The organism is Niallia sp. FSL W8-0635, assembly GCF_038007965.1.
Lineage (GTDB): Bacteria > Bacillota > Bacilli > Bacillales > Cytobacillaceae > Niallia.
The window spans coordinates 55,282-79,019 of the sequence record NZ_JBBOYD010000001.1 but is presented as its reverse complement, the minus strand read 5'-3'; the positions used below and the strand labels follow the sequence as shown (position 1 = coordinate 79,019).

The window sequence follows — 23,738 nt, the reverse complement described above, 5'->3', positions numbered from 1 at the left end:
TGGAAGCTGGTATGGATAAAACACAAAAAAGCAAGCCATATTGGCTTGCTTAAGCTATGGGAATATATATACGATAAACCCTGCTATCTATTGGTTATTCAGCAGCAAGTTACCCGCGTCTAGCGCCTCTTCCCCCGCGTTTCGACTCAGTATTTCTTTTCAGAGAAGCTAATCGATCTTCACTGTCTTTTAGGAAACGAGCCATTTTCGATTCGAAATTCTCTTTAGGAGCACGATTGTCATTTGATTTTGGATTACGTGATCTTTGAGAATTACCACCGCCATAGCCGCCTCTTGATTCTCTTCTTTCTCCGCGTTCGTATTGTGGTCTTTCTGCTCTTTGTGGTCTTTCTGGTCTTTCTGGTCTTTCTGGTCTATCCTTCGCCTTTTTGATAGATAGTCCAATTTTGCCATCTTTCTCGACATTAATAACTTTAACTTCTACTTCATCGCCTACTTTTAGGTGTTCATTAATGTCCTTAACATAATTGTCTGCGACCTCACTAATATGAACAAGACCTGTTGCTCCTTCTGGGAGTTCAACAAACGCACCAAAATTAGTAATTCCTGTTACCTTTCCCTGTAACTTGCTGCCTACTTCGATTGACATAAAAAAGTTTTGCCTCCTTAAGGATATAAAAAATCGTACTTACTTATATTATACAGAATGGAAAAAAAGAGTGTCAATATTACAGCCGACCTTATTATTTTCCAATTTAGTTTTTTGTGTCTTTTTCAGGGATATTAAAAATAATTTCCCCTTTTTGTGATAGTAATAAATCTTTTCTAGCCAATTTAGCTAAATACTCTTCATCATTCAATTTAGCAATTTGGTCTTGTAACTCCGCTTCTTGCTTTTCAAGTGCTACAAGTTGTCCATCTAAGTTTTCTTTCTCTGCTCTTTTCTCTTTTAAAGTGGAGCTTTGTGATATGAGTGTGGAAATCATGATAAAGCCAATAACAGCAGCACATACGAAGAAAGTTGTGAGCCTGCGCATCAATAGCTTTTTCTTTCTAGCTCCACTGAGACTATCAGCTTGATGCTGTATATTATATTCTGTTGGAAATGTTGTAATTTCTGGTTTTCTTATGGCACTCATAGAGGCTCCTCCTTTCATTATTTTTTTCTATTAGCTATCCATTCTTTCAAGTATTTCTTTATTTTAAAGTAATATCCTGCCAATTTACTAGAAATTCTCTCGACGAATAATTTACCCTTTTTCGGCACAATTAGCCATAATAGGGATAAAAGCCATTCTATTGGTTTAAACAGTATCCTTATGATAAATCTTAATACCCTAATTATACTACTGACAAGTGCCATAAGTCCCTTACCAAAAGCAATAATTATCGACAAGAGGAATAATATAATAGATTTTATTGGCTTATATATTACATTTACTAGTACTTTAATAAAAAAACGATAAGAATGAACACAAAAAGAAATGATTTTTCTTAATAATCGAAGATAAAGAGCTTGAAATAAACTTTTGTACATCGCAAAGCCTAATAGCAAAGCTAAGACCAAATAGATACGGACCTCTCCTTTATTAACTAGGAAAAGAACATAAAACATAAGAAGGGCCTGTAAAATCCAAAAAAGGATATCATGGATAAAAACAATACTTCTTTTCCGTATCGGTCTTTTTAAGAAGTATTGATAGGTATCTAAGCTTATTCCAAAGAATAGACCCATGCTAACCATCGCTAGCATGGTCATAAATTGTGTAGATAACGTCATCGGAATATCTTGCTAAAGAATCCCTTAGCCTTGTCTCCACTTTGATCGTCTACATACACTAAATCAAAGACCTTGCCTTTAATAGAGACGACTCCTTTTTCGACATCGAGATTTTTCATTTGAAGATTTTGACCGCGGATGGATAAAAAGCCCATTACCGTTTCTAAAATGAACTCTTCATTGTCAAAGCTCTCCACTTGCTTTACCCCTGTAATATCTAATAACTTTCTTCCTCTCATAATCACATCATGTTCCACAACATTACTTTTAGTCGTATTTGAATCATAATACTGGCTCATCTCTATCCCTCACAATCACTTAGTACATTCTCTACTTGTACAAATATATGTGAGGAATAAATATTTTAGAACAAGCCTTCAAAAGGAAGATAGTCAAAACAACTCTACCTTGTTTTATTACCAATAATAAAGCTTATTAAACTTAAGAAAGTGTCTCTTCTTTAATTATTTTATACATATTTGCTGCATCTTCTTTTTTCGTAGATTCCTGTAGCATTTCCACTTTTGCGGTTACTAGCTTTTGGCCAAAACGCACTTGGAGTTCATCGCCGACCTTTACATTTGTGCTTGCTTTTGCCTGCAGTCCATTTACTAAAATTCTTCCCTGATCGGCTACTTCCTTCGCTAACGTTCTTCGTTTAATTAGTCTTGAAATTTTCAAAAATTTATCCAGTCGCATTCTAACAACTCCTTCTAATCAATTTTTCCTCTTCGCTTCATTCCAATATCCGTCTAATTCCTCTAAACTGAACTGGCTCCATTCCTTTCCCGCTTCCTTCACCTTTTCCTCTATATAAGAAAAACGCTTAATAAACTTCTTGTTTGTCTGGAAAATAGCAAGTTCAGGGTCCACTTTATAAAATCTAGCAATGTTTACTAAGGAAAATAAAACATCCCCAAATTCATTTTCTATTTTTTCTTTATTATTCGCCTCTTCTAATTCTGCTTGGAACTCTAGAATCTCTTCTTTTACCTTCTCCCATGCTTCTTCTACATTCGGCCAATCAAACCCTACTTTTGCTGCTTTCTTCTGCAATTCAAAAGCTTGCATCAAATGAGGTAATGCCAGATTTATTCCAGCTAAAACAGATTCCTTTTCTTCCTTCGCTTCTTTTTTCTTGGCATTTTGCCAATGCTTCATCACATCATCAACAGATTCTGCTTGTTCTTCTCCAAATACATGCGGGTGCCTACGAATCATTTTATCGGATATCCCTTCGATTACATCGTCAATAGAAAAATAGCCATCATCTTCACCTATCTGACTATGAAGCATCACTTGTAATAGGACATCGCCAAGTTCTTCAATTATATGGTCAATATCCCCTTCATTGATTGCCTCTACTAACTCATAGCTTTCTTCCAATAAATATTTGCGCAAGCTTTCATGTGTTTGTTTTTTATCCCACGGGCAACCATTCGGTCCACGAAGCTCTGCAATAATACGTCGTAATTGAGAAAACTCTTTATGTAATATCTTTTCCTCACCCACGGGCGGCACATAGATACTTGTTAGATTATTTAAGTCCATCTCTCTATCTAAATCATGCAGTTCAATTTCTTTTATGTTTTCCAAGCTACTTCCTGCTGCTGTTACAATTTTAATAGGATAGTCATATGGCAGTATATCCATTAGCGTCAACTTCACTTCAGATGCAGAAAAAGTATCATATACTTGGCCAATAATCAAATGATTTCTAAGCTGGATGCTGGAGCGGTCAAGGGCAGTTCCATCTAGTAACTGAAAACCTTCAATTGGATCGATTCGTAATGCCTGAAATATACTGTCTATAAAGCTTTGACCACCACCAATTTCTATAGAGACTACGCCTTCTCTATCCTTTTCCATTAACAATTGAACCGTTTTCTCTGCAACAAGGGGATGACCTGGAACAGCATATACAATGTCCGTTTCTTCTGCTTTTTCTAATAGAAATGAGACAATTTCTTTATAAACAGCTTCGAATTGATCATGCTTTTCATAAATAGAATCAAAGGAATGAAATGTGACTCCTTCTTCTTCAAGGGTGGAAATTACGGGATGATCCTTCGTCCGTACATACACCGTTTGATCATTCTTTAGGCTTCGATAAACTCCTAATGGCAGTTGATCCATATCACCTGCACCTAATCCAAGAATCTTTATTTGCTTCATTTCGTTCCCTTCCTTTTTTTCGGTAAAAACCATTTTAGTTTACTTCCTAACGGCAATAGAGATAACTCACTCTCTCTAAAAACATTTCCTCTTAAAACAAGAAATACATAAACTATTCCGCCTACCATAACACCAGATAATGCCTGAATAGCACTTTTTATGCGATCATTCTCTATAAATTCAAGCAGTAACGAGGAAAGCGGTATATATCCTCTAAGAACAAGTAGCATCACTATACTCGCTCCGCTTATGATCATTAGCTGCTTTAATCCAATAATTGGCTCTTTGACTATTCTTCTCAATTTTACCACCATTAAAAGCAAAATAATAAATAATACAGCAAGAGATGCATAAGCTGCTCCGTAAATACCATAAGAAGATACAAGGCTAATATTAAGGACATATTTCCCTACAAAACCAAAAATAATCAAAACAGCTGGAAATAAAGAATGTCCTAAGCCTTGTAGAATGGACATTACGGTAACGATAATGGCATTAAAGAAGATAACACAAAATAAAACAGCAAGAACATTAGAACCCGCATCATTTTCAAATAGCATGCTGTTTGTCTCTTCAATAATCCCAATTAAACCTACTGTTGCACCAAGACCAATAAAAAAACTAATCAAAAGAGAAAAATGAATATTACCCATTAAATCTTTATTGCTTGCCTTTTGTCGATCCTTTGTAATAAGAGGTACAATGCTTAAGGCCATGGATGTAGAAATAATGCTTCCAATTTGTATAAGTGGCTGTCCTCTATCATAAATCCCTTTCATGACTTTAGCATCTTCACCCGCCATCCCATTTTCTACTAATAAGGAATATAAGTTTAAAGAATCTGCAAGCTGTAATAGGATTAAAAGCATACTACTAATAGAAATTGTAATTCCCTCATAGATTACTCTTTTGCATAGAACACGATTTTCCTTATGAAATAGACTAGAAAATCGAAAAAACGAAAAAGAAAAGGAAGCTCTTCTATAAAAATAGATTAATACCAAAAGAGAAAGTAAGCCACCTATAACAGAGCCAAACATAGCCCCTGAACCAATCACATATAAGGAATATCCTTGAAAAGAAAAAAAGACTGCAACAAACAAGATAATCCCAACTCTAAGTAACTGTTCACTCACCTGTGACACTGCTGTCGGAATCATATTACCCTCTCCCTGAAATATCCCTCTAAAGATCGCTATCAAAGGGGAAAAAAGAAAGGCAAAAGAAATCACCTTCAATAAAGATGCTAAATAGGGATCTCCCATCCAGGCAGCCAGTCTACCCGCATTAAAAAAAAGAACAAGAAAAGCAGCAATTCCAATTGGGACAAATAAGAAAAAAGAGGAAATCACAAGTCTATTTATACCCGATTGATTCCCCTCTACTTTCATTTCCATATATAATTTTGATAGGACTACTGGAAAACCATATGTAGATAAAGCAATAATGACCCCATAAAAAGGATAAACCTGCTGATAAATATAGAATCCTTTATCACCGACAATATTCTGAAACGGTATTCGATATACAGCGCTTAGTACTTTAGTTATTAAGGCAGCTAACATCAAAATAAAAGCGCCTTTAAACCAGACATTTGATTGCGAAGTCTTCACATGTCTAGCTCCTTCCGTAATTACTTCGCTTGTATTATAGCATAGTTAGTAGGAAGATGCCCATTTACACGTATATCCTTCATTTCCAACTATTAACAATTTCTATTCCCTATCAGCTACCGCTTTCCATTATCCATTTATAAATAATGAAAAGCAGTACTCCTAGAGAAACTCTTCTATATAAAGCTTAAAAGGATAATAAGAAGCAAAGGAATAAATATCAATAAATATCCAATTGGGTTAGCAAAGTTTAACGTCCACCCAATTCCAAATCGCTTTTCAACAAAAATAGAAGGATCATTTTTATTAAAATAAAACAAGCCACCCTTCCAATTGCTATCAGCATCAAAGGTAGAGATTTCCTGCGCTTCTTGCTCTTTACCATCTAATTCCCGATTTAATCGTTCTACCTTAAATGTAAATACAATAGTACAAATTAATATGACTGCTGTAATGAGGAAGGGAATAATAACTAGCAAGTAATCACTGAAAATATTATTGTATAACGTTGTTAATTGTAAAAGAATGAAAAGAACAGTTATTGTAATGGATATAAGAAGATTAAGCCAGCTTGAATATTTGCGATACTTTAGCTGTCTTCGCTTTGATGCTTGTTTATTACTAGCAATCATTTTGATACCTGATTTCTTTGTCGCTATATTAATACCTAAAAACATGAACTGCATCGTTAGCAAAACAAGAAGCAATGATACAGAAGAAATAGGTGTCTTCGTTGTAAATCGATCGGCTTTTCCATCAGCTCCCCAGTGCACAGGTATCTCTGTTGGCAATACATCATACTGAGTTGCAGTAAAAAGAAGGAATCCCACTGTAATAATCATTGGAATAAGAAACACATACCATGGAAGCATTTCATCCTTTTGTCTAATCCCAAGCTCTGTCACACTGACTCCTATTAATTGTTCTTCCCATTTATTATTCCCTTTCAATCCAAGCATTTTCCCATGAAAATAGAAATAAAGACTAATGCTCCAAAATAAAATTCCAAAAAGTAAAAACGTTCCAATAATCGCAACTTGATTGGCTTGGGGGTTAATCACTGCTTGCCAAATGCAATAAGTGATAATAAAAAGAAGCGAAGGCACCAGTATCAAAAGAGAATATCTTTTTTTATATGCAGAAATTTGAGGATGGTTTATTTGTGTACTTGGTATAGCAACTCCAAATACCACTGTTTTTCTTATTAGAAAAGGGATAGCTGCCTCAAGCAAAACCGTTAACAACATCATTATAATAAATATCAGTGCTTCCATTTCTATTCCTCCTTCAAATTTTGGATAATGGATTGGGCTAGGCTTAATATTTCTTCCTCATTCATCCCTAGCACTAATGCTTCAACGATAATCGGCTTTAGGCTATCTAATGTTCTGTTTTTCTCTTCTTCAGATAGTTTTCGATTAGTAGTTCGAATGACTGCACCAGATTTAGGAATAATTTGAATTAGTCCCTTTTTTTCTAATTCGTGATAGCTCTTATTTACAGTATGCATATTTACGCCCAAATCAGCTGCCAATGAACGAACTGAAGGTAGCATATCTCCATCCTGTAAATCTTTTCTTATTACCCCTATCATTATTTGCATCGAAAGCTGTTCGTAAATCGACATTTCTAAATCAGGATTAATTTGTATATACATAATCATCCACCTCAAACTGTTATATACTTATTATAACAATATTGTTCTAGTTTGAATAGAACAATGTTCATTTTCCGTTAAATCTAAATGGAAATTAATAGCTTTATGCAGGGGATTATATAAAAAAAGTCGACAACTCCTTTTTCTGAGTTTGTCGACGGTTTAAAACATATATGGATTAGTAAAAAATCGTTATACAAGCATGATTATGATTCCATTTGGCGAGCTAAAAATCCTGCTGCAGTCTCTACAGCCTTTTTCTCAACATCACCGAGGGAGTCTTCTTTTGAAAATATAACAACAGCACCAATTGGATCTCCATTAGCAATGATAGGACCAATTGTATAAGCAGAAATAGCTTCGGTCGTACCATCTACTAAGGATACTTCGTCTTGTTGATTCATTATGATAGATCCTCTGTCTTCCATTGCCTTTTCCACTATATTACTAATATTTTTATTTAAATAATCCTTCTTCGATCCACCAGCGACAGCAATGTACGAATCTCTATCACAAATTAATACTGCATTTCCTAAACTATCATAGAGTGCTTCGGCATACTCTTTAGCAAAATCACTTAACTCACTAATTGGTGAATATTTCTTTAAAATTACTTCTCCATCTCGATCAACAAAAATCTCTAATGGATCACCTTCACGAATTCGTAATGTTCTTCTGATTTCTTTTGGGATAACGACACGACCCAAATCATCGATTCGACGCACAATTCCAGTTGCTTTCATTCCGTGTTGCCTCACTTTCATCAGATGATTTTTTTAAATTGGTGAGTGCATTCTCACTATACATGAAATGTTCACCATATTTAAACATAGTATCTTTCATATGGTAAGTTCTATACATTAATCATGCAAAATTTTCTCTAGGTAGCTTTATTTTCCTTGGAGAATATTTCACCATAGAAAAATATTTACCATATCCTTAATCAGTGGAAATCTTACCTCCAGAATCAGGGTATAACAATTTATCTATTCAGGTACTTAACTTAGATGTCATTAATAAGTGCTTTATTCATCCTTTATCTATATTTGTTTATACCCTTGTCCCATCTTATTAAACATTCCTTTTATGCCATTTTCTTTATAAGTTTGGGTACTAAAAAGAGGCTCTCCAATTGGAAAGCCTCTTTTCAATTATTTAGTAACTTCCTCTGGTTCTTTCTTAAAAGTACTCAACGCTTCTACCATTTCATGACATGCTTTAAGCCATTTTTCCTTATCAATACCTTTTACATGGAAGATCATTTTTAGTTTTCTTCCTTCCATGCCAAGACCAATCATTTTACCGTATTTGGAACTTTTCTCAAATATTTTTTGGCCATCCATACGATCGCTTCCTTGTTCCGATAATAGAATGAGAACTTCATCTTTTGTTTGTTTAATTAGTTCTACACCTGCTTGCTTTCCATAAATCTTCATTTCTGTAATTTTGAAAAGGTCAGAAACTTCCTCTGGATAGTCTCCAAAACGGTCTGTTAATTCTTCTCTCAGTTCTTCCATATCATCTAAAGTAGCAATACCTCTAAATCTTTTATACATTTCAATCTTTTGTTGCCCATCGTTTATATAAAACTCAGGAATATAAGCATCGATATCTAAATCTATTTCGATTGTTCGTTTTTGTTCTTCATCTATCGTTCCTCTTCTCTCTTCAATCGCTTCTTTTAGCATTTGAGAGTATAAATCAAATCCAACAGAATCAATAAATCCATGTTGCTGGGCACCAAGAAGGTTTCCGGCGCCACGAATCGTTAAATCACGCATGGCGATTTTAAAACCAGACCCTAATTCTGTAAACTCTTTAATTGCCTGTAGCCTTTTTTCTGCCACTTCTGTTAAGACTTTATCCTTCTTATACGTAAAATAAGCATAAGCCACTCGATTAGAACGCCCGACTCTTCCTCGTAATTGATAGAGCTGCGATAGTCCCATACGATCTGCATCTTGGACAATCAATGTATTTACATTCGGAATATCTACCCCTGTTTCAATAATCGTTGTACTTACTAAAACATCGTATTCCCCTTCTAAAAATCCAATCATCACGGATTCTAATTCATTTTCCGTCATTTTACCGTGTGCATACGTAACTCTCGCATCAGGAACTAACATGGAAATCTCTTCTGCTTTTCTTTCAATGTCTTCAACACGATTATATAGAAAATAAATTTGCCCATTTCTCGCAAGCTCTCTTTCAATTGCTTCTCTTACAAGTCCACCGTTATACTCCATTACATAGGTTTGAATAGGAAATCTATTTTCAGGAGGTGTTTCGATAACAGATAAATCACGTACCCCTAGCATAGACATATGGAGTGTTCTTGGAATTGGTGTTGCTGTTAATGTCAATACATCAACATTTGTTTTTAACTGTTTAATTTTCTCCTTATGTGTTACCCCAAACCGCTGTTCTTCATCAATAATCAATAAACCTAAATCTCGATAGGTAATATCCTTTGAAAGAATTCGATGTGTTCCTACTACAATATCAATTGTACCTGCTTTAAGTCCCTTAATCGTATCATTTTGCTGTTTTCTTGTCCGGAATCTGCTTAGTAAGCCAATTTCAATTGGATAATCTTGAAAACGCTCTCTCAACGTCTCATAGTGCTGTTGAGCTAAGATAGTCGTTGGCACCAAGAAAGCAACTTGTTTTCCATCAGCTATCGCCTTAAATGCAGCACGAATAGCAACCTCTGTTTTCCCATAACCAACATCTCCGCAAAGAAGACGATCCATCGGTCTTTCTCTTTCCATATCCTTTTTAATCTCATGGATAGAGCGCAATTGATCCTCTGTTTCCTGGTAGGCAAAAGCTGCTTCAAATTCCCGCTGCATTTCTCCATCTGGAGAGAATCCGTAACCAACAGAAGCTTCTCTTTCTGCATATAGTTTGATAAGATCATCCGCTATATCTTGAACGGAAGACTCTACCTTTTTCTTCACTCTCTTCCAATCATTTCCGCCTAATTTATATATTTTGGGCTCTTTGCTCTCTGACCCTACGTATTTTTGAACTAAATCTATTTGTTCAACAGGAACGTATAACTTATCATTTCCTTGATAGCGCAAATGTAAATAATCCTTATGCACTCCATTTATTTGTAGTGTTTCAATGCCAAGATATTTACCAATTCCATGATTAACATGAACAACATAATCCCCAACATTTAATTCGGAATAGCTTTTTATTCGCTCAGCATTGGATAGCTTTTGTCTTCTTTTTGAGATTTTTTTCGTCTTTGTCTTAAACAATTCTTCTTCCGTTATAACAGCTAGTTTTAAAATAGGAAGTTCAAATCCTGATTGAAGATGCCCTTCTACCAGTTGAATTTTCCCTTCGGTAATTTTCTTGGCATTCTTTTGAATCATTACTTCCATATCATAATCTTGCAGTACTTGCTCTAGCTTTTCTAAACGTTCCTCATTATTACCAAGCAATAAAACCGTGTAATGATTTTTTTTCCATCTTTCCATTTCGGTTTTTAAAACATTCATCTGACCATGGAAATTTTGCATTTGCTTACAAGAAACATTGATTATATTTTGGGGATTAGTATTTGGTACATGGCGCAAAAATAAAGATAAATAGACAATTGGCTGTTTCGCTTGATGTAAAAGATTGCTTATACTTTGGGATAGGGTTAATCCATGAATGATTTCTCCCTCTCCTAATAAGCTCGTATACCAATCCGCTTCTTCCTTCTCCAATGTGTCGTTCATTTCTTGCACTCTACTAATTTCATCGATAAGTACAAAGCCATTAGTCGGTAAATAATCTATTAAACTGACATGTTCCCCATAAAGAATCGATAAGTATTTATATAATTGTTCTGGCTTTTGTCCATTTCTTAGCTGTTCTATTTCTCTGCCTACATTTTGTGTAAGTAAAGTTTTAGTTGCTTCATCTTTTATTTTTTTTAAACTCTGCGCTAAGCCCTTTTCTAGCTTGCTAAGTAGTTCATCAACAGCTTTCTCATCATAAAGAATTTCTGTAGCCGGTCCAATGCTAACGGTTTCCTTCTTTTCCTTCGAGCGTTGATCCTCCAGAGAGAAAGCACGAATGGAGTCAATTTCCGTATCAAATAATTCAATGCGGAGCGGATCTTCTTCCGTCAATGGATAAATATCTAAAATTCCTCCACGGACACTAAATTCTCCTGGCGAAGAAACCATCTCTGATCGAATATACCCCATATGAACTAGCTTTAATAAAAATGCTTCTAAATTGAGCTCCTGCCCTATTTCAAGTTTTAATTGTGCTTCCTTCCATAACTTTTTCGGAGGTAGTAACTTTCTTAAACCTGCTACTGGCACAATCATAATACCTGATTTTTTATTTGCCCAATAATTTAAAACCTCAATCCGCTGGGCTTTAAGTTCTGGACTTGCAATACTAATTTCAGCAGCAATTAACTCATTTGCTGGATAAAGGAAAACGTCCTTTTCATCCACAATATTGGTAATATCATCATATAGCTTTTGTGCTTGCAGTAAGTTATGTGTCACTATTAATAACGGTTTCTTCGTCTTTTCATAAATCGAAGTCATGTATAAAGTACGTGCTGAATTGGAAAGACCTGAAACTAATTGCTCATTTAGTCCAGCATCTAATCCAGAAATGACATTTTGTATATCTTCTTGCTGTTTAAATAACTCTTTTAGCCCTAACAAAAAATTTTCCCTCCCATTCAAAAGCAAAAGGCACCATAAATAAGCGGTGCAGCGCTAGTTTGTTCATGCATTAGTAGTGAAGCGGCATAGCACTAGCTTACTATCCCTTTTTTATCTCTTTAGATAAGTCATTCTCAATATTTGTTTCTATGTTACTAAAATATTTATAATGGCAATCTATTTAGCTTTAATAAAAAGACCTTATTTATTGTTTCTTTCGCAAAATACCCCTTAATTTATACTCTTAACTCATAAAAACAGCTTTAGTAAATGTAAAAAATAATCCTTAATGTTGTTATATACGAGATATCTTGCCTATATTCCTGCCATATAAAAGAAAACATATATACAGACAACGGAAAAATGCTTTGGATTATTCCAAAGCTTTTTTCCTAATTAAAACCGCATCTTACTTATCCAGACTTCTAATGAATCAAATAATCATTTTCATAGTAACCAGGATTTTTGGACAGTGATTCTTGGCAATCTTCACAAATCGTTTTCACTTCAACATCTCCGGTTTGATGATATTGGATCATTTCAGAACGATCTTCATCTGTTAAGTGATCAAAGCCTAATCTACTTGTTTCAACTGATCCTGTATCGATTGACCCTATATGCACACCACAATGTCTACAATGATAATGTATAGCCATTTTTAGGCCTCCTTACTAGCACACTCAATATAATGCTAGTATTAACCTAATCGGGCGCAAATATAACCAAATTAATAGGAATGGGCTCCATACATCTTACTGGATATTATATTTATTCATTACCTGTAAAAAAGGTTCCTCTGCCCATTGTGCACATGCATCTGAACATTTCTTGATAGTATCCTCTAATATGTCCATTTCTTCTTTTGTAAATTTTCCAAGGACATAATCAACAACCTTCATCCCATTCTTAGGACGATCAATCCCAACTCTTATACGATTAAACTTTTCCGTTCCAACATGAAGAATAGTGGACTTAATTCCATTATGTCCACCAGAGCTACCCTTCTGGCGAAGTCGTATTTTACCAACCGGCAAGTCTAAATCATCATAAATGACTACTAAATCATCTGGCTCTAAATTATAGTAATCCATAATAGGACGAATGGACTCTCCTGAAAGATTCATATATGTAAGTGGCTTTAGTAAAATTATTTTTTCTCCACCAATATTCCCAATGCCAAAATTCCCTTTAAATTTTGCTTTATCTAACGGAATATTGTAATGATCGGATAAAAAATCGATTACTTCAAACCCTATATTATGTCTTGTCTTATCATATTGCTTCCCTGGATTTCCCAGGCCCACTATCAATTTCATTACAATCCCCCTGCTTTTTGATTATAGCTACTGTATTATCATACAAGAAAAAGGTTTGACCAATAGAATGTTTATCGGACAAACCTTCTTTCTTGCTAGTGCATTTTTTAGAAAACATACTTTCTAAAAAGGTACAGGGAGAATTCATTTGTATGAATCGGATTACTCTTCTGCTGTGTCTGGCTGCGTTTCTCTACCTTCCACATTATCAGGCATTCCTGCTTCTTGTTGTTCTCCTGTACTAATTTCTTCTTCCTGTCTTGGTGCAAGAATCGATGCGATTACTTCCTCTGTTTCATGATTAATTTCTATTTTACCATAACCCTTAACATCTCCGACAGTAATCGTATCTCCTACTTGCAAATCTGTTACGTCAATATCAATACTAGGTGGTATATCATTTGGCTTTGCGGTTACAGTTATTTCGTGTAATGCTTGCTGCATAACACCGCCATCTTTCACACCTGCCGCTTCACCCACTAATGATACCTTAACTGGCGCGCTGATAGATTTTGATAAATCAACTGCCAAAAAGTCCACATGTACTATGGCACGCTTAATTGGATCGGAATCATATTCATTTAAAACGACATTATAAGTTTCCCCGTCAATATCGAGCGAAATAACGCCGTTTCTTCCAACCTCACGAATCGTTTTCAAGAAATTAGATTCACTTAAGGAAATTGCCGTATTTTCTACCTTTGATCCATAAACAATACCTGGGATTTCTCCCTCATTTCTTAATTTTGTTAAGCTTGAATGTTTGTCCGTCGTACGTTTTTTTGCCTGTAAAGTTGTCGTCATTATGTCACCTTCCATTATTTTTTCAAATGAGCACTCTTATATAAAAAATGCCCTAAATGGAAGAAATTTAAACATAAAGAATTTGCTTCTCTATTAACTAACAAACCACAATACTAATAGTCGCCTGTCTAATGACAAGCGACTATTTTTTAACAGTTAAGCTTTCGGTCTATCAATCAAATAAGAAACTTACCGATTGATCTTGGTGAACACGTAAAATAGCTTCCCCTAATAAATCAGCAACTGATAACTGGATGACATTCGCAGAAAGCTTCTTATCTCCAAGTTCAATAGAGTTTGTTACAACTAATTCTTTTATTTTAGAATTGTTGATTCTTTCCATTGCAGGTCCTGATAATACAGGGTGTGTACAGCATGCGTAAACCTCTTTAGCACCATTTTCAGCAAGAGCATTTGCCCCAAGTGTTATGGTACCAGCTGTATCAATGATATCATCGATAAGAATAGCAATTTTCCCTTCAATGTTACCGACAATATTCATTACTTCAGCTACATTTGGCTTCGGTCTTCTTTTATCAATAATAGCAATTGGTGCTTTTAAACGTTCAGCAAGCTTTCTCGCTCTCGTAACACCGCCATGATCTGGAGAAACTATAACAAGCTCTCCATCGAATTCACGCTGACTGAAATAGTTACCAAGGATTGGTACACCCATTAAGTGATCAATCGGAATATCGAAGAAGCCTTGAATTTGTGGTGCATGCAAGTCTAATGTAATAACACGAGTAGCTCCAGCAGTTTCTAGTAAATTTGCCACTAATTTTGCTGTAATCGGTTCACGTGCGCGCGCTTTTCTATCCTGTCTAGCATAACCATAATAAGGAATTACTAGATTAATCGTTTTAGCTGACGCACGCTTTAATGCATCAATCATAATTAACAATTCCATAATATGCTCATTAACAGGGGCACTAGTTGACTGTATAACATACACATCACAACCACGAATACTCTCTTCAATATTAATTTGAATTTCTCCATCGCTAAAACGTGTAACAGAACATTTTCCTAATTCTACTCCAATTGACTCGGCAATTTCCCCCGCTAATTCTGGATTAGAGTTTAAACTGAATACCTTCAAATTTGGATCTAAATTCTTAACTGACATGCTGAACCTCCACTGGTCTTTTTCCACTAATAGTTCGAAGAATGAAACATTGGTAAATTTAAGTATTCTTCTTTTTTCTAACCTAATTATTTACGTTTATAATTCTCTTTATTTACTTGACGGGCACGTGCAATGGAAAGTGCCTCAGAAGGAACGTCGTCTGTAATGGTGGATCCTGCTGCAATATAAGCTCCTTTACTAATTGTGACAGGGGCAATTAAATTGGAATTGCAGCCAATAAATGCACCATCTTCTATTGTAGTCAAAAACTTATTTTTGCCGTCATAATTAACCGTGATCGTACCACACCCGATATTCACATCACTGCCAACATTCGCATCTCCAATATAGCTTAAGTGGGACGCTTTGCTTCCTTTTCCAAATGTTGCTTTCTTAATTTCAACAAAATTTCCAATCTTTACTTCATCATCAATAGTAGATGCTGGTCGTATATGAGCAAAAGGTCCAATATTTACATCAGATCCAATGCTGCTATCATGTGCGACAGACTGTTTGATAGCCGTATTATTTCCTACAACACAATTATTTATTTCTGTATTTGGTCCAATAACGCAATCTGATCCTATTACAGTAGCACCTTTTAACATCGTTCCCGGGTATATGACAGTATCTTCTTTAATCATTACGTCTGCTTCAATATAAGTATTTAATGGATCCATGATTGTTACTCCATTACGCATATGCTGTTCGTTGATACGTTTTCTCATAATGGCTTCTGCTTCTGATAAGGCAATACGGTCATTCACACCAATTGTTTCATCGAAATCAATTGTTTGGAATGCACTAACTATTTCACCCTGCTGCTTTAAAATTTCAATAACATCTGGCAAATAATATTCCCCTTGCACATTTTCGTTCGAAACATTATTTAATGCCTGAAATAACAGAGCATTATCAAATAAATAGGTACCTGTATTAATTTCAGTTATTTTTCTTTCTGCTTCCGTTGCATCCTTGTGTTCGACTATTTTTTCGACTACTCCCATTTCATTACGGACAATTCTGCCGTAGCCATCTGGCTTACTTGCTCTTGCCGTTAAAATGGTTGCCTTCGCTCCCATTTTCTCATGTTGTAAAAAGAGTGCTTCTATTGTCTCGCTCGTCATAAGCGGTGTATCCCCACAAATAACAAGGGTCACCCCTTCTTTGTCTCCAAGAATATCTTTTGCTTGTATTACTGCATGTGCGGTTCCAAGCTGTTCTTGTTGATATACATAATTAACACTATTGCCAAGCTGCGCTTTTACTTTTTCTGAACCGTGGCCAATTACTGTTACGATTGAATCCACTTGTAGTTTTTCTACTTGATCTACAACGTGCTGTACCATCGGTTTTCCACAGACAGGATGAAGTACTTTATAAAGCTTTGACTTCATTCTAGTTCCCTGTCCTGCGGCTAAAATCACTGCGTAACGAGTTGTCATTCACAGGCCTCCAATAACCTTTTTATCCATTAAAAAATATATCTTAAATATCTCTTTATTTCAAGGAAGGATTCACATTTTATGTATGCTTCTTTTTAAAAGGTTTTCTTTTATTGTAACATTTGCCTTTCTCCTACTACAACGAATCACTTAAAACTTGGCATATTCGCATTTCCATACTTTTTTTCATGTCCTATTATTGAACTAAAACTCCTATAGGCAATGGTTTCATACCTGAAATTCTGTTTCTTTTCTTCATTTTAAAGCTAATAGCTATTATATTCTTCTTCTGATATAAAATTTTTCTTAACTATTTTTATGATACTAAAAGAAAAAGAGGTTTTCATTGGGAAATAAAGGGGTAAATAGGAGAGAAATGCAAAAAAAGTTATTTTTCACAAAATCATAGTTGAAACCTACAGCCTGTTTATATTTGGCTTTTCATCAGGAATATTTTCCTCGGGATATATCTTACACCTTTTACAAGATTTTTTAAGAGTAAAAAAAAGAGCCTTACTCTTAGGAAGTTAGGCTCTAGCTGCAGATTATTTTAGGAAGCTCCAGCTTCTTCGAATTCAATTTCTAATTCACCCAGGCGGTGGTATTCTGCCAAAACTGCTTCCTGGATTTTTCCTCTTGTACCGGAGTTAATTGGATGAGCGATATCTCTAAATTCACCATCCGGTGTTCTTTTACTTGGCATCGCTACAAATAATCCGTTATTCCCATCGATTACCCTTATATCGTGAACAACAAATTCATTATCTAGTGTAATAGAGGCAATAGCTCTCATTCGTCCATCCGTATTAACACGGCGTAGCCTTACGTCAGTTACTTCCATCCTGTTCACCACCTTTACTAGAAGATAAAATCTAGTTATTAAATTCAACAGAATTTTCATAACTCCTTCTTAAAAGGCGAAATTTTTTAGAATATTTCGGATAAAATCAAGAAAAATTGCCGAAAAGCGATAAAATCCTCACTTTTTCACTTATTCTTCGACTTTTCCCTTTCATCAAGAAACTTATTTACAAAGAGCAATTACTTCGATTTCAACTAAAACATCTTTCGGCAGTCTTGCTACTTCCACACAAGAACGAGCAGGCTTATGAGTAGAGAAATATTCCCCATACACTTCATTGATTGCTTGAAAGTCTTCCATATTTTTAATAAATACAGTCGCTTTTACAACCGTTTCAAACGATGCACCTGCTTCACTTAAAACAGCTGCTAAATTTTTAAATACTTGGTGCGTCTGTGTCTGAACGTCTCCCTCTATTAGGGTACCTTCAGCAGTTAAAGGAATTTGACCAGAACTGAAAAATAAATTATTAACAATAATCCCTTGAGAATATGGCCCGATTGCTGCCGGTGCATTACTTGTTTGAACAACTTTCATTCGTTTCTTCCCCCTAAGATTCACTTTTTGTCAAAATAATTACCATTTTTCACAGAAATTTTCTTTTCTTTCACATCAACGCCTGATAATTTGACTAGCGATAAATAATCATCCACTAATCTTTCTTCTGCTTCTTCTGCCTCAACTAATACTGCTATTCCAGCTACACTTGCATTGAATTCCTCTAATAAGCTAATCATACCATTGATAGTACCCCCAGCTTTCATAAAGTCATCCACAATCAAAACTTTTGAACCGTCTTCCAAGCTTCTTTTCGACAGTAGCATCGTTTGAATTCTTTTAGTAGATCCAGAAACATAATTGATACTTACAGTAGAACCTTCTGTCACTTTACTATCTCTTCTAACCATAACAACAGGAACATTTAGATAATTTCCAACTGCATATGCCAAAGGGATTCCCTTTGTAGCAACTGTCATAACTACATCAATATCAGTATCAGCAAAAGCTGATGCAAAAAGCCTACCTACTTTTTGAACGATAGTCGTATTACCTAGTATATCGTTCATATATAAGTATCCACCTGGCAACAGTCTTTCCGGGCTTTTAATTAAATCACAAAGCTCATCTACAAATGGCTTTGCTTCCTCATCACTAACTCTTACTTGATACTTTACTCCACCGGCTGCTCCTGGCAATGTGTGTAATGTCCCTATTCCTCTTTGCTCAAATGTATCCTTAATAATAGCCAAATCTTCGCTTATGGAAGACTTGGCTGAACTGTACTTTTCTGCAAAATAAGAAAGAGATACTAACTGCCTAGGATGCTCCAGTAAGTAATTCGTCATGTCTATTAAACGTTCACTACGACGAAATTTCATAACAGAACCCCCAAAATCCGAATATTTAAGGATAATTTTACATTATTATACGGATTTAATCAAGGGTATGTCGTTGTCCTATCATTCGGACAGCAAATACTTGGTCACAAAATCCTCTTAACCCATTGTAAACACGATTCATTCTCGAATCATGTTGAATTAATCCAAAAACAGTAGGACCACTCCCACTCATAAGAACCGCATCTGCTCCAAACTTATAAATTTGCTCTTTTATTTGGGCAACCTCAGGATATAAGGACAAAGTGACATTTTCTAGTACATTCCCTACACTCTCACACATTCGATCATAATCCTTTAACGCAATAGACTCGATCATTTTTTCCGTATTTGGATGGTCAATTGTCTCTACATCTAGTCTTTTATAAATATCTGCTGTTGATACACCAATAAATGGTTTCGCTAAAATAACCCAACAAACTGGAGGTGCAGGCAATTCTTTAATAATTTCCCCTCTTCCAGTTGCAAGTGCTGTTCCTCCGTATACGCAGAAAGACACATCAGACCCTATTTCAGCTCCAATTACGGCCAATTCATCCAACGTTAATCCTAAATCCCATAACTTATTTAGACCACGTAATACAGCCGCTGCATCACTGCTTCCTCCCGCTAGACCTGCAGCAACTGGGATATTTTTTTCTATTTTTATTTCTACACCTTTTTTCACATGGAACTTTTCTTTTAATATATTTGCTGCTTGATAAGCAAGATTTCGTTGGTCATCAGGAACAAATCTATTAAGAGAAACTATTTTTATTACATCGCTATCTAGCAGTGTTAGCTCGATTCTATCTGCTAAATCAATTGTTGTCATAATCATTTCTACTTCATGATACCCATCCGGTCTCTTATGAAGCACATCCAATGACAAATTGATTTTAGCTGGCGCTTTAACCAAAAGCTTCAATATTTCCACCCACTTAACAAATTTCATCATTTACTTTTTTTCCTCCAACTAAAGAAAAAAGATTTTCCTTAAGGGAGGTAATAATAGTAGGCTAGACGAACTTTATCTTTTCCTTATTCCGTACCTATATAAGCATTATGCTCATCTAATCTTCTATATGGATATAGTGATTTTACCACAAATTATTCTATTACATATAATAGAGTTATGTTTTCCTGATAATTTCACGAGTTTCAGCTGGATTGTATCTTATTTATCTTAGACTTTAGCCGAGAACCCTCGTGACTTCAGTTGTGAGTTGTTGACTTAAAAAAGGACCTACCATTACCTCTCCTATCTATATCGAAATATAGATATCGGCTAATGATAGATCCTTTTGTTACCGTGAGTAAATCCATTATGATTATAATACAAACAAGATGGACGTGAAGTGAATGTTGAAGTTACTCTTTATTTTGAGTAAGAAGACTTTGTTCTGCAATTTCTATTGCTCTTTTGACCATATTCCCTGCATCTTTTGCACGAATACCGCCCCAGCCCTCTTTTTGGACTACATCATAGAAACCTAGTTCTTTTGCCAATTCTTCTTTCAAACCTTCAGACATAATTCCTCTTCGTCTACCCAAAGTGAATCTCTCCTTTCATCACCCACGGTAAGCTTAGTATGTAACTATCATTAGTTTTTCATGTTATCTATTTGTTGCCAAAAGCTATACTCATTTATACATTCTCAGCTGACTTTATTAAAAAAATGCCCTGTTTTTTTCGGCATGAAAAAAGCAGTAAACAAATTGTTCACTGCCGCTTAATGCTTTCAAGCAATATATAGTTAGCTTAAAGCAATTTGTCCTGATGTATCCTCAAAGAAGGTAATTTGAACCGTTTCTGTTAAAACATCTGCATAGCTGTATGATACACGTTCAAATGCATTTTCATCCTGATCTAACTCCACTACAAACACAGATGGATAAGTCTCTGCTAGTACGCCAGAACGCTCAATTGTCTTACGACGACCGCCATTTGCCTTCAGCATAAGCCTTTTTCCTAAATTTGAATCAAGAGCTTTTTTTATATCTGATAATGTTTTTGCCATTCGGTCCACCTCACTGTGTAAAGTATATCACACTGACACAACAGAGTCAAATAAAAACATAAATTATAACAGTCTTTTTTAGAAGTTGTCAATATTTTTTATTCTTATTTTTCTCCAATTTTTCAACAAAGTATAGTATGCACGAGAATAGGATAAATATGTAGAAAAATTCAATTTTTTTCACAACTATGAAAAGCCATCTATTTAAAAGTAAAAAGTAAACCCTATAAAGAAGCACACAGGATGTATAAATCCTGTGTGACTTTTCCTCTATTACCTATACTTCTTCTGATTGATTCGTATGATAAGGCATACCAGTTCGAAGAACCCCTTTGGTTTCAATTCCTCCAAGTCCTTTTTCTCCTGTTAACGTATTCCTTAAAACATCCCAAACATTTACTCTTTCCATAAATGGTGTAAAACTAATCTTTGCAACAATATAAACAGGATCAAGTGCATGAATATTTACTCTCGAAGGTGAACTTGCGAAATTAGCCCCAGCGTAAATAAGAGATTCAAAATGAGATTGACAAGCACCTGCAAAGATAACTAACTGATCCAAATTAGGAAGCTTCTTTCTTGCTTCTCTGACGGTCTGTACGAAGTATTTAGAATGGCGATATGCATTAATATCATTTTTATCTCCTAACGCCTTAGAATAAGCGTCATGGCCTGTTATGACAAGTATATCCGGTCGATAATAATCCAATAGACTGCTTATTTTACTAGGCATCTCCTTTTCATTACAATGTACCCCATTTACAGGGATGCCAATTTTTTCGTATAAGGTTAAACATTTTTTCAAATAATTAGGATCACCATCAATATGCAGCACTTTACCAGGTAGTTGAAAATAATTGGAGGGTTTGCTGTAAGCATCCGTTACTTGATACTCCTGTTTTCTTCTTAGGAGATTCACATCTTGTCGAAATAATTGGAGAGATTGTTCCTCCATCAATTGAACCCTTTGTGAAATTTTTCGTTGCATCGGTTGATTAATTACAACTAAATCCTCATATGGAGCATCTGCAATTAGACGAAAATCCTCCCCGTAAAGAATGGCGATTTTCTGGCCATTTACCTCTTTCGTATCAATTATTCGAAATAATAGATCACAATGATAAGACTCTCTACCGACGATATCCATGATGTTTATAGTCACTGTCGTCACTCCAATTAACCCAAACACGTTTCTGAGTGGTTATTAATATTCAATATCTATCTCTGATAAATTATGCATATGTCTATAAAGTTGTGAGCAATTCAAAAGAAGAATGGAAACAAACAAAAAAGATGCACAGAACTTCCCTCTTCCCCTGCTACCCTTTAAGAGAAAAGAAAAAAATCTGTACACCTATTTATAGTCTTTCTTAGCTGAACTTTTCGTACAACACATCACTTAACTTCGCAAACTCTTCGATAGACAATGATTCTCCACGTCTAGAAGGCTCAATATTCGCTTGTTCAAGTGCCTCAATAATCTCTGCCTTTTTTTCTTTCCCGCCCTCTAATTGGCTGGATAGATTGTTTAAAATGGTCTTTCTTCTCTGTGCAAAACTTGCTCTTGTCACTTTAAAGAAAAATTCTTCATTTTTCACCGAAACAGACGGTGTTTCCCTAATTGTTAAACGAATGACAGCTGAATCTACATTGGGTTGAGGAACAAAGACTGTCTTCGGAACAATCATAACCACTTCTGGTTTCGTATAATACTGAATAGCAATGGAAAGAGATCCATATTCCTTCGTTCCTGGTTTAGCAGAAATTCGTTCAGCTACTTCTTTTTGAAGCATAACGACAATTCCTCTTAAAGGAAGTTTTTCTTCTAAAATCTTCATAATAATTGGTGTTGTCACATAATAAGGTAAATTAGCAACAAGCATAATATCCTGTATATCTTGAAACTCTGTGTCTAACATTTCCTTTACGTTTGCTTTTAAAATATCCTGATGAATAATTTTCGCATGTGGATACGGCTCAAGTGTTTCCTTTAAAATCGGTAATAGACGTTGATCGATTTCATAAGCAACTACCTTTTTGCTTCGTTTTGCTAGCTGCTCTGTTAATGCCCCTATCCCAGGACCAACTTCTATTGCACCAGATTCTTCTGTCAGCTGTGCATGATCCACAATATTTCGCAAAATGTTTGTATCAATTAAAAAATTCTGCCCTAAGCTTTTCTTAAAAGAAAAACCATACTTATCTAAGATTGCTCTTGTTCTTGCTGGCGTTGCTATATCTTTATACATTCTTATCCTCCTGGCGAATTTCCTTAATGGCTTGTGCAAACTCTTCCTTCGTAATATGAAACATCAATAACCTCTTATAAAGCTGCTTCCCATTTGTATACCCAATTTTAAGCAATCTGCCTAACTGCTCTCTACGCTCCTTAGATTCAGCACCACCAATTAATCCAGCATCTATTAAATCTTCTTTTGAAATTTCTTCCGTTATGGCTTCCTGCATAAGGTGAGCATCTTTTAACGCCTCTCTAATTGCTTCTATCGATGCATGTTCCACACCAACACCTTTACCATGCTTATGAATAGCAAGTTCTTTTGGGATAAAGGCATGTTTACATTCTGGAATATGCTTTTCAATTGTATGACGAATTTTTTGACCTGGATAATCTGGGTCAGTCAATACAATAACTCCTCTTGTTTTTTGTGCTAGCTTTATTTTATCCAATGTTTCTTGATTAATTGCTGAACCGTTTGTTTCAATTGTATCTGCATCAACCGCTCGTTTAATAGCTGTTGTATCGTCTCGACCTTCCACTACTATTATTTCTTTAATCTTCATGGAACCTCCAAAAAAATAATTATAAAATTTGAAAAAAAAATGAAACATAATTGTAACATGAATCGTCTATATATACAGAGAGAGAAAAATTTATAATCACTATCAT

Annotated in this window: 25 protein-coding genes; all 25 read right to left on the bottom strand. The window is 35.2% G+C overall.

Annotation, left to right across the window (positions count from 1 at the left end):
- Positions 1-109: 109 nt before the first annotated feature.
- Positions 110-610 (bottom strand): S1 domain-containing RNA-binding protein, encoded by a 501-nt coding sequence (locus NYE52_RS00405; RefSeq protein ID WP_341191295.1) that lies wholly within the window; start codon positions 608-610, stop codon positions 110-112.
- 106 nt (positions 611-716) lie between these two features.
- Complete coding sequence (locus NYE52_RS00400; protein WP_341191294.1) at positions 717-1,100, bottom strand: FtsB family cell division protein; 384 nt, start codon at positions 1,098-1,100, stop codon at positions 717-719.
- A 17-nt stretch (positions 1,101-1,117) separates the two neighbouring features.
- Entirely contained in the window at positions 1,118-1,741 is a 624-nt protein-coding gene (gene yabQ, locus NYE52_RS00395; RefSeq protein ID WP_341191293.1) for a spore cortex biosynthesis protein YabQ, read from the bottom strand.
- Positions 1,738-2,040, bottom strand: coding sequence for a sporulation protein YabP (gene yabP, locus NYE52_RS00390; RefSeq protein ID WP_341191292.1), 303 nt, complete (start codon positions 2,038-2,040; stop codon positions 1,738-1,740). The genes yabQ and yabP overlap by 4 nt, the downstream gene beginning before the upstream one ends.
- A gap of 142 nt (positions 2,041-2,182) precedes the next feature.
- Entirely contained in the window at positions 2,183-2,440 is a 258-nt protein-coding gene (locus tag NYE52_RS00385; protein ID WP_341191291.1) for an RNA-binding S4 domain-containing protein, read from the bottom strand.
- 18 nt (positions 2,441-2,458) lie between these two features.
- Entirely contained in the window at positions 2,459-3,916 is a 1,458-nt protein-coding gene (gene mazG / locus NYE52_RS00380) for a nucleoside triphosphate pyrophosphohydrolase (RefSeq protein WP_341191290.1), read from the bottom strand.
- Positions 3,913-5,529, bottom strand: a complete 1,617-nt coding sequence (locus tag NYE52_RS00375) for a putative polysaccharide biosynthesis protein (RefSeq protein WP_341191289.1) — start codon at positions 5,527-5,529, stop codon at positions 3,913-3,915. Before NYE52_RS00375 ends, mazG begins: the two co-directional genes overlap by 4 nt.
- 176 nt (positions 5,530-5,705) lie before the next feature.
- Positions 5,706-6,803 carry a DUF1648 domain-containing protein gene (locus tag NYE52_RS00370; protein WP_341191288.1) on the bottom strand — a complete coding sequence of 366 codons (1,098 nt, stop codon included), beginning with the start codon at positions 6,801-6,803 and terminating at the stop codon, positions 5,706-5,708.
- Between the two features lie 2 nt (positions 6,804-6,805).
- Complete coding sequence (locus NYE52_RS00365; protein WP_341191287.1) at positions 6,806-7,186, bottom strand: GntR family transcriptional regulator; 381 nt, start codon at positions 7,184-7,186, stop codon at positions 6,806-6,808.
- A 206-nt stretch (positions 7,187-7,392) separates the two neighbouring features.
- Positions 7,393-7,929 carry a stage V sporulation protein T gene (gene spoVT / locus NYE52_RS00360; protein ID WP_341191286.1) on the bottom strand — a complete coding sequence of 179 codons (537 nt, stop codon included), beginning with the start codon at positions 7,927-7,929 and terminating at the stop codon, positions 7,393-7,395.
- A gap of 408 nt (positions 7,930-8,337) precedes the next feature.
- Positions 8,338-11,877 carry a transcription-repair coupling factor gene (gene mfd, locus NYE52_RS00355; RefSeq protein WP_341191285.1) on the bottom strand — a complete coding sequence of 1,180 codons (3,540 nt, stop codon included), beginning with the start codon at positions 11,875-11,877 and terminating at the stop codon, positions 8,338-8,340.
- Between the two features lie 425 nt (positions 11,878-12,302).
- Positions 12,303-12,533 (bottom strand): anti-sigma-F factor Fin family protein, encoded by a 231-nt coding sequence (locus tag NYE52_RS00350; protein ID WP_341191284.1) that lies wholly within the window; start codon positions 12,531-12,533, stop codon positions 12,303-12,305.
- 96 nt (positions 12,534-12,629) lie between these two features.
- The gene (gene pth, locus NYE52_RS00345; protein ID WP_341191283.1) at positions 12,630-13,193 is read right to left on the bottom strand and encodes an aminoacyl-tRNA hydrolase; all 564 of its coding nucleotides are present in this window, start codon (positions 13,191-13,193) and stop codon (positions 12,630-12,632) included.
- Between the two features lie 162 nt (positions 13,194-13,355).
- Positions 13,356-13,997 carry a 50S ribosomal protein L25/general stress protein Ctc gene (locus NYE52_RS00340; RefSeq protein ID WP_341191282.1) on the bottom strand — a complete coding sequence of 214 codons (642 nt, stop codon included), beginning with the start codon at positions 13,995-13,997 and terminating at the stop codon, positions 13,356-13,358.
- Between the two features lie 172 nt (positions 13,998-14,169).
- Complete coding sequence (locus tag NYE52_RS00335) at positions 14,170-15,126, bottom strand: ribose-phosphate diphosphokinase (protein ID WP_341191281.1); 957 nt, start codon at positions 15,124-15,126, stop codon at positions 14,170-14,172.
- Between the two features lie 86 nt (positions 15,127-15,212).
- On the bottom strand, positions 15,213-16,571 hold the full coding sequence (glmU, locus tag NYE52_RS00330; RefSeq protein WP_341191280.1) for a bifunctional UDP-N-acetylglucosamine diphosphorylase/glucosamine-1-phosphate N-acetyltransferase GlmU: 1,359 nt from the start codon (positions 16,569-16,571) through the stop codon (positions 15,213-15,215).
- Positions 16,572-17,121: 550 nt separating this feature from the next.
- Positions 17,122-17,412, bottom strand: a complete 291-nt coding sequence (gene spoVG / locus NYE52_RS00325) for a septation regulator SpoVG (protein ID WP_026574035.1) — start codon at positions 17,410-17,412, stop codon at positions 17,122-17,124.
- Between the two features lie 183 nt (positions 17,413-17,595).
- Positions 17,596-17,970, bottom strand: a complete 375-nt coding sequence (locus tag NYE52_RS00320; RefSeq protein ID WP_341191279.1) for a RidA family protein — start codon at positions 17,968-17,970, stop codon at positions 17,596-17,598.
- Between the two features lie 20 nt (positions 17,971-17,990).
- The gene (purR, locus tag NYE52_RS00315) at positions 17,991-18,812 is read right to left on the bottom strand and encodes a pur operon repressor (RefSeq protein WP_341191278.1); all 822 of its coding nucleotides are present in this window, start codon (positions 18,810-18,812) and stop codon (positions 17,991-17,993) included.
- Positions 18,813-18,867: 55 nt separating this feature from the next.
- Positions 18,868-19,737 (bottom strand): 4-(cytidine 5'-diphospho)-2-C-methyl-D-erythritol kinase, encoded by an 870-nt coding sequence (ispE, locus tag NYE52_RS00310; RefSeq protein ID WP_341195081.1) that lies wholly within the window; start codon positions 19,735-19,737, stop codon positions 18,868-18,870.
- Positions 19,738-20,180: 443 nt separating this feature from the next.
- Positions 20,181-20,363: a small, acid-soluble spore protein, alpha/beta type gene (locus NYE52_RS00305; protein WP_341191277.1), complete on the bottom strand. Its 183-nt coding sequence runs from the start codon at positions 20,361-20,363 to the stop codon at positions 20,181-20,183.
- A 203-nt stretch (positions 20,364-20,566) separates the two neighbouring features.
- Positions 20,567-20,830: a biofilm formation stimulator Veg gene (gene veg / locus NYE52_RS00300; protein WP_016204729.1), complete on the bottom strand. Its 264-nt coding sequence runs from the start codon at positions 20,828-20,830 to the stop codon at positions 20,567-20,569.
- Positions 20,831-21,107: 277 nt separating this feature from the next.
- On the bottom strand, positions 21,108-21,992 hold the full coding sequence (gene yabG / locus NYE52_RS00295) for a sporulation peptidase YabG (RefSeq protein WP_341191276.1): 885 nt from the start codon (positions 21,990-21,992) through the stop codon (positions 21,108-21,110).
- A 208-nt stretch (positions 21,993-22,200) separates the two neighbouring features.
- Entirely contained in the window at positions 22,201-23,079 is an 879-nt protein-coding gene (rsmA, locus tag NYE52_RS00290; protein WP_341191275.1) for a 16S rRNA (adenine(1518)-N(6)/adenine(1519)-N(6))-dimethyltransferase RsmA, read from the bottom strand.
- Positions 23,072-23,632 carry a ribonuclease M5 gene (gene rnmV / locus NYE52_RS00285; protein WP_341191274.1) on the bottom strand — a complete coding sequence of 187 codons (561 nt, stop codon included), beginning with the start codon at positions 23,630-23,632 and terminating at the stop codon, positions 23,072-23,074. The genes rsmA and rnmV overlap by 8 nt, the downstream gene beginning before the upstream one ends.
- Positions 23,633-23,738: the final 106 nt, after the last annotated feature.

What these genes read in the sequence shown, in the direction of transcription:
- yabP (WP_341191292.1), bottom strand. Translation starts at nt 2,040, where the DNA reads ATGAGCCAGTATTATGATTCAAATACGACTAAAAGTAATGTTGTGGAA.
- pth (WP_341191283.1), bottom strand. Translation starts at nt 13,193, where the DNA reads ATGAAATTGATAGTGGGCCTGGGAAATCCAGGGAAGCAATATGATAAG.
- NYE52_RS00365 (WP_341191287.1), bottom strand. Translation starts at nt 7,186, where the DNA reads ATGTATATACAAATTAATCCTGATTTAGAAATGTCGATTTACGAACAG.
- mazG (WP_341191290.1), bottom strand. Translation starts at nt 3,916, where the DNA reads ATGAAGCAAATAAAGATTCTTGGATTAGGTGCAGGTGATATGGATCAA.
- spoVG (WP_026574035.1), bottom strand. Translation starts at nt 17,412, where the DNA reads ATGGAAGTAACTGACGTAAGGCTACGCCGTGTTAATACGGATGGACGA.
- purR (WP_341191278.1), bottom strand. Translation starts at nt 18,812, where the DNA reads ATGAAATTTCGTCGTAGTGAACGTTTAATAGACATGACGAATTACTTA.
- NYE52_RS00370 (WP_341191288.1), bottom strand. Translation starts at nt 6,803, where the DNA reads ATGGAAGCACTGATATTTATTATAATGATGTTGTTAACGGTTTTGCTT.
- NYE52_RS00385 (WP_341191291.1), bottom strand. Translation starts at nt 2,440, where the DNA reads ATGCGACTGGATAAATTTTTGAAAATTTCAAGACTAATTAAACGAAGA.
- NYE52_RS00340 (WP_341191282.1), bottom strand. Translation starts at nt 13,997, where the DNA reads ATGACGACAACTTTACAGGCAAAAAAACGTACGACGGACAAACATTCA.
- spoVT (WP_341191286.1), bottom strand. Translation starts at nt 7,929, where the DNA reads ATGAAAGCAACTGGAATTGTGCGTCGAATCGATGATTTGGGTCGTGTC.
- yabQ (WP_341191293.1), bottom strand. Translation starts at nt 1,741, where the DNA reads ATGACGTTATCTACACAATTTATGACCATGCTAGCGATGGTTAGCATG.
- NYE52_RS00350 (WP_341191284.1), bottom strand. Translation starts at nt 12,533, where the DNA reads ATGGCTATACATTATCATTGTAGACATTGTGGTGTGCATATAGGGTCA.
- NYE52_RS00335 (WP_341191281.1), bottom strand. Translation starts at nt 15,126, where the DNA reads ATGTCAGTTAAGAATTTAGATCCAAATTTGAAGGTATTCAGTTTAAAC.
- glmU (WP_341191280.1), bottom strand. Translation starts at nt 16,571, where the DNA reads ATGACAACTCGTTACGCAGTGATTTTAGCCGCAGGACAGGGAACTAGA.
- rsmA (WP_341191275.1), bottom strand. Translation starts at nt 23,079, where the DNA reads ATGTATAAAGATATAGCAACGCCAGCAAGAACAAGAGCAATCTTAGAT.
- veg (WP_016204729.1), bottom strand. Translation starts at nt 20,830, where the DNA reads ATGGCAAAAACATTATCAGATATAAAAAAAGCTCTTGATTCAAATTTA.
- rnmV (WP_341191274.1), bottom strand. Translation starts at nt 23,632, where the DNA reads ATGAAGATTAAAGAAATAATAGTAGTGGAAGGTCGAGACGATACAACA.
- NYE52_RS00405 (WP_341191295.1), bottom strand. Translation starts at nt 610, where the DNA reads ATGTCAATCGAAGTAGGCAGCAAGTTACAGGGAAAGGTAACAGGAATT.
- NYE52_RS00320 (WP_341191279.1), bottom strand. Translation starts at nt 17,970, where the DNA reads ATGAAAGTTGTTCAAACAAGTAATGCACCGGCAGCAATCGGGCCATAT.
- NYE52_RS00400 (WP_341191294.1), bottom strand. Translation starts at nt 1,100, where the DNA reads ATGAGTGCCATAAGAAAACCAGAAATTACAACATTTCCAACAGAATAT.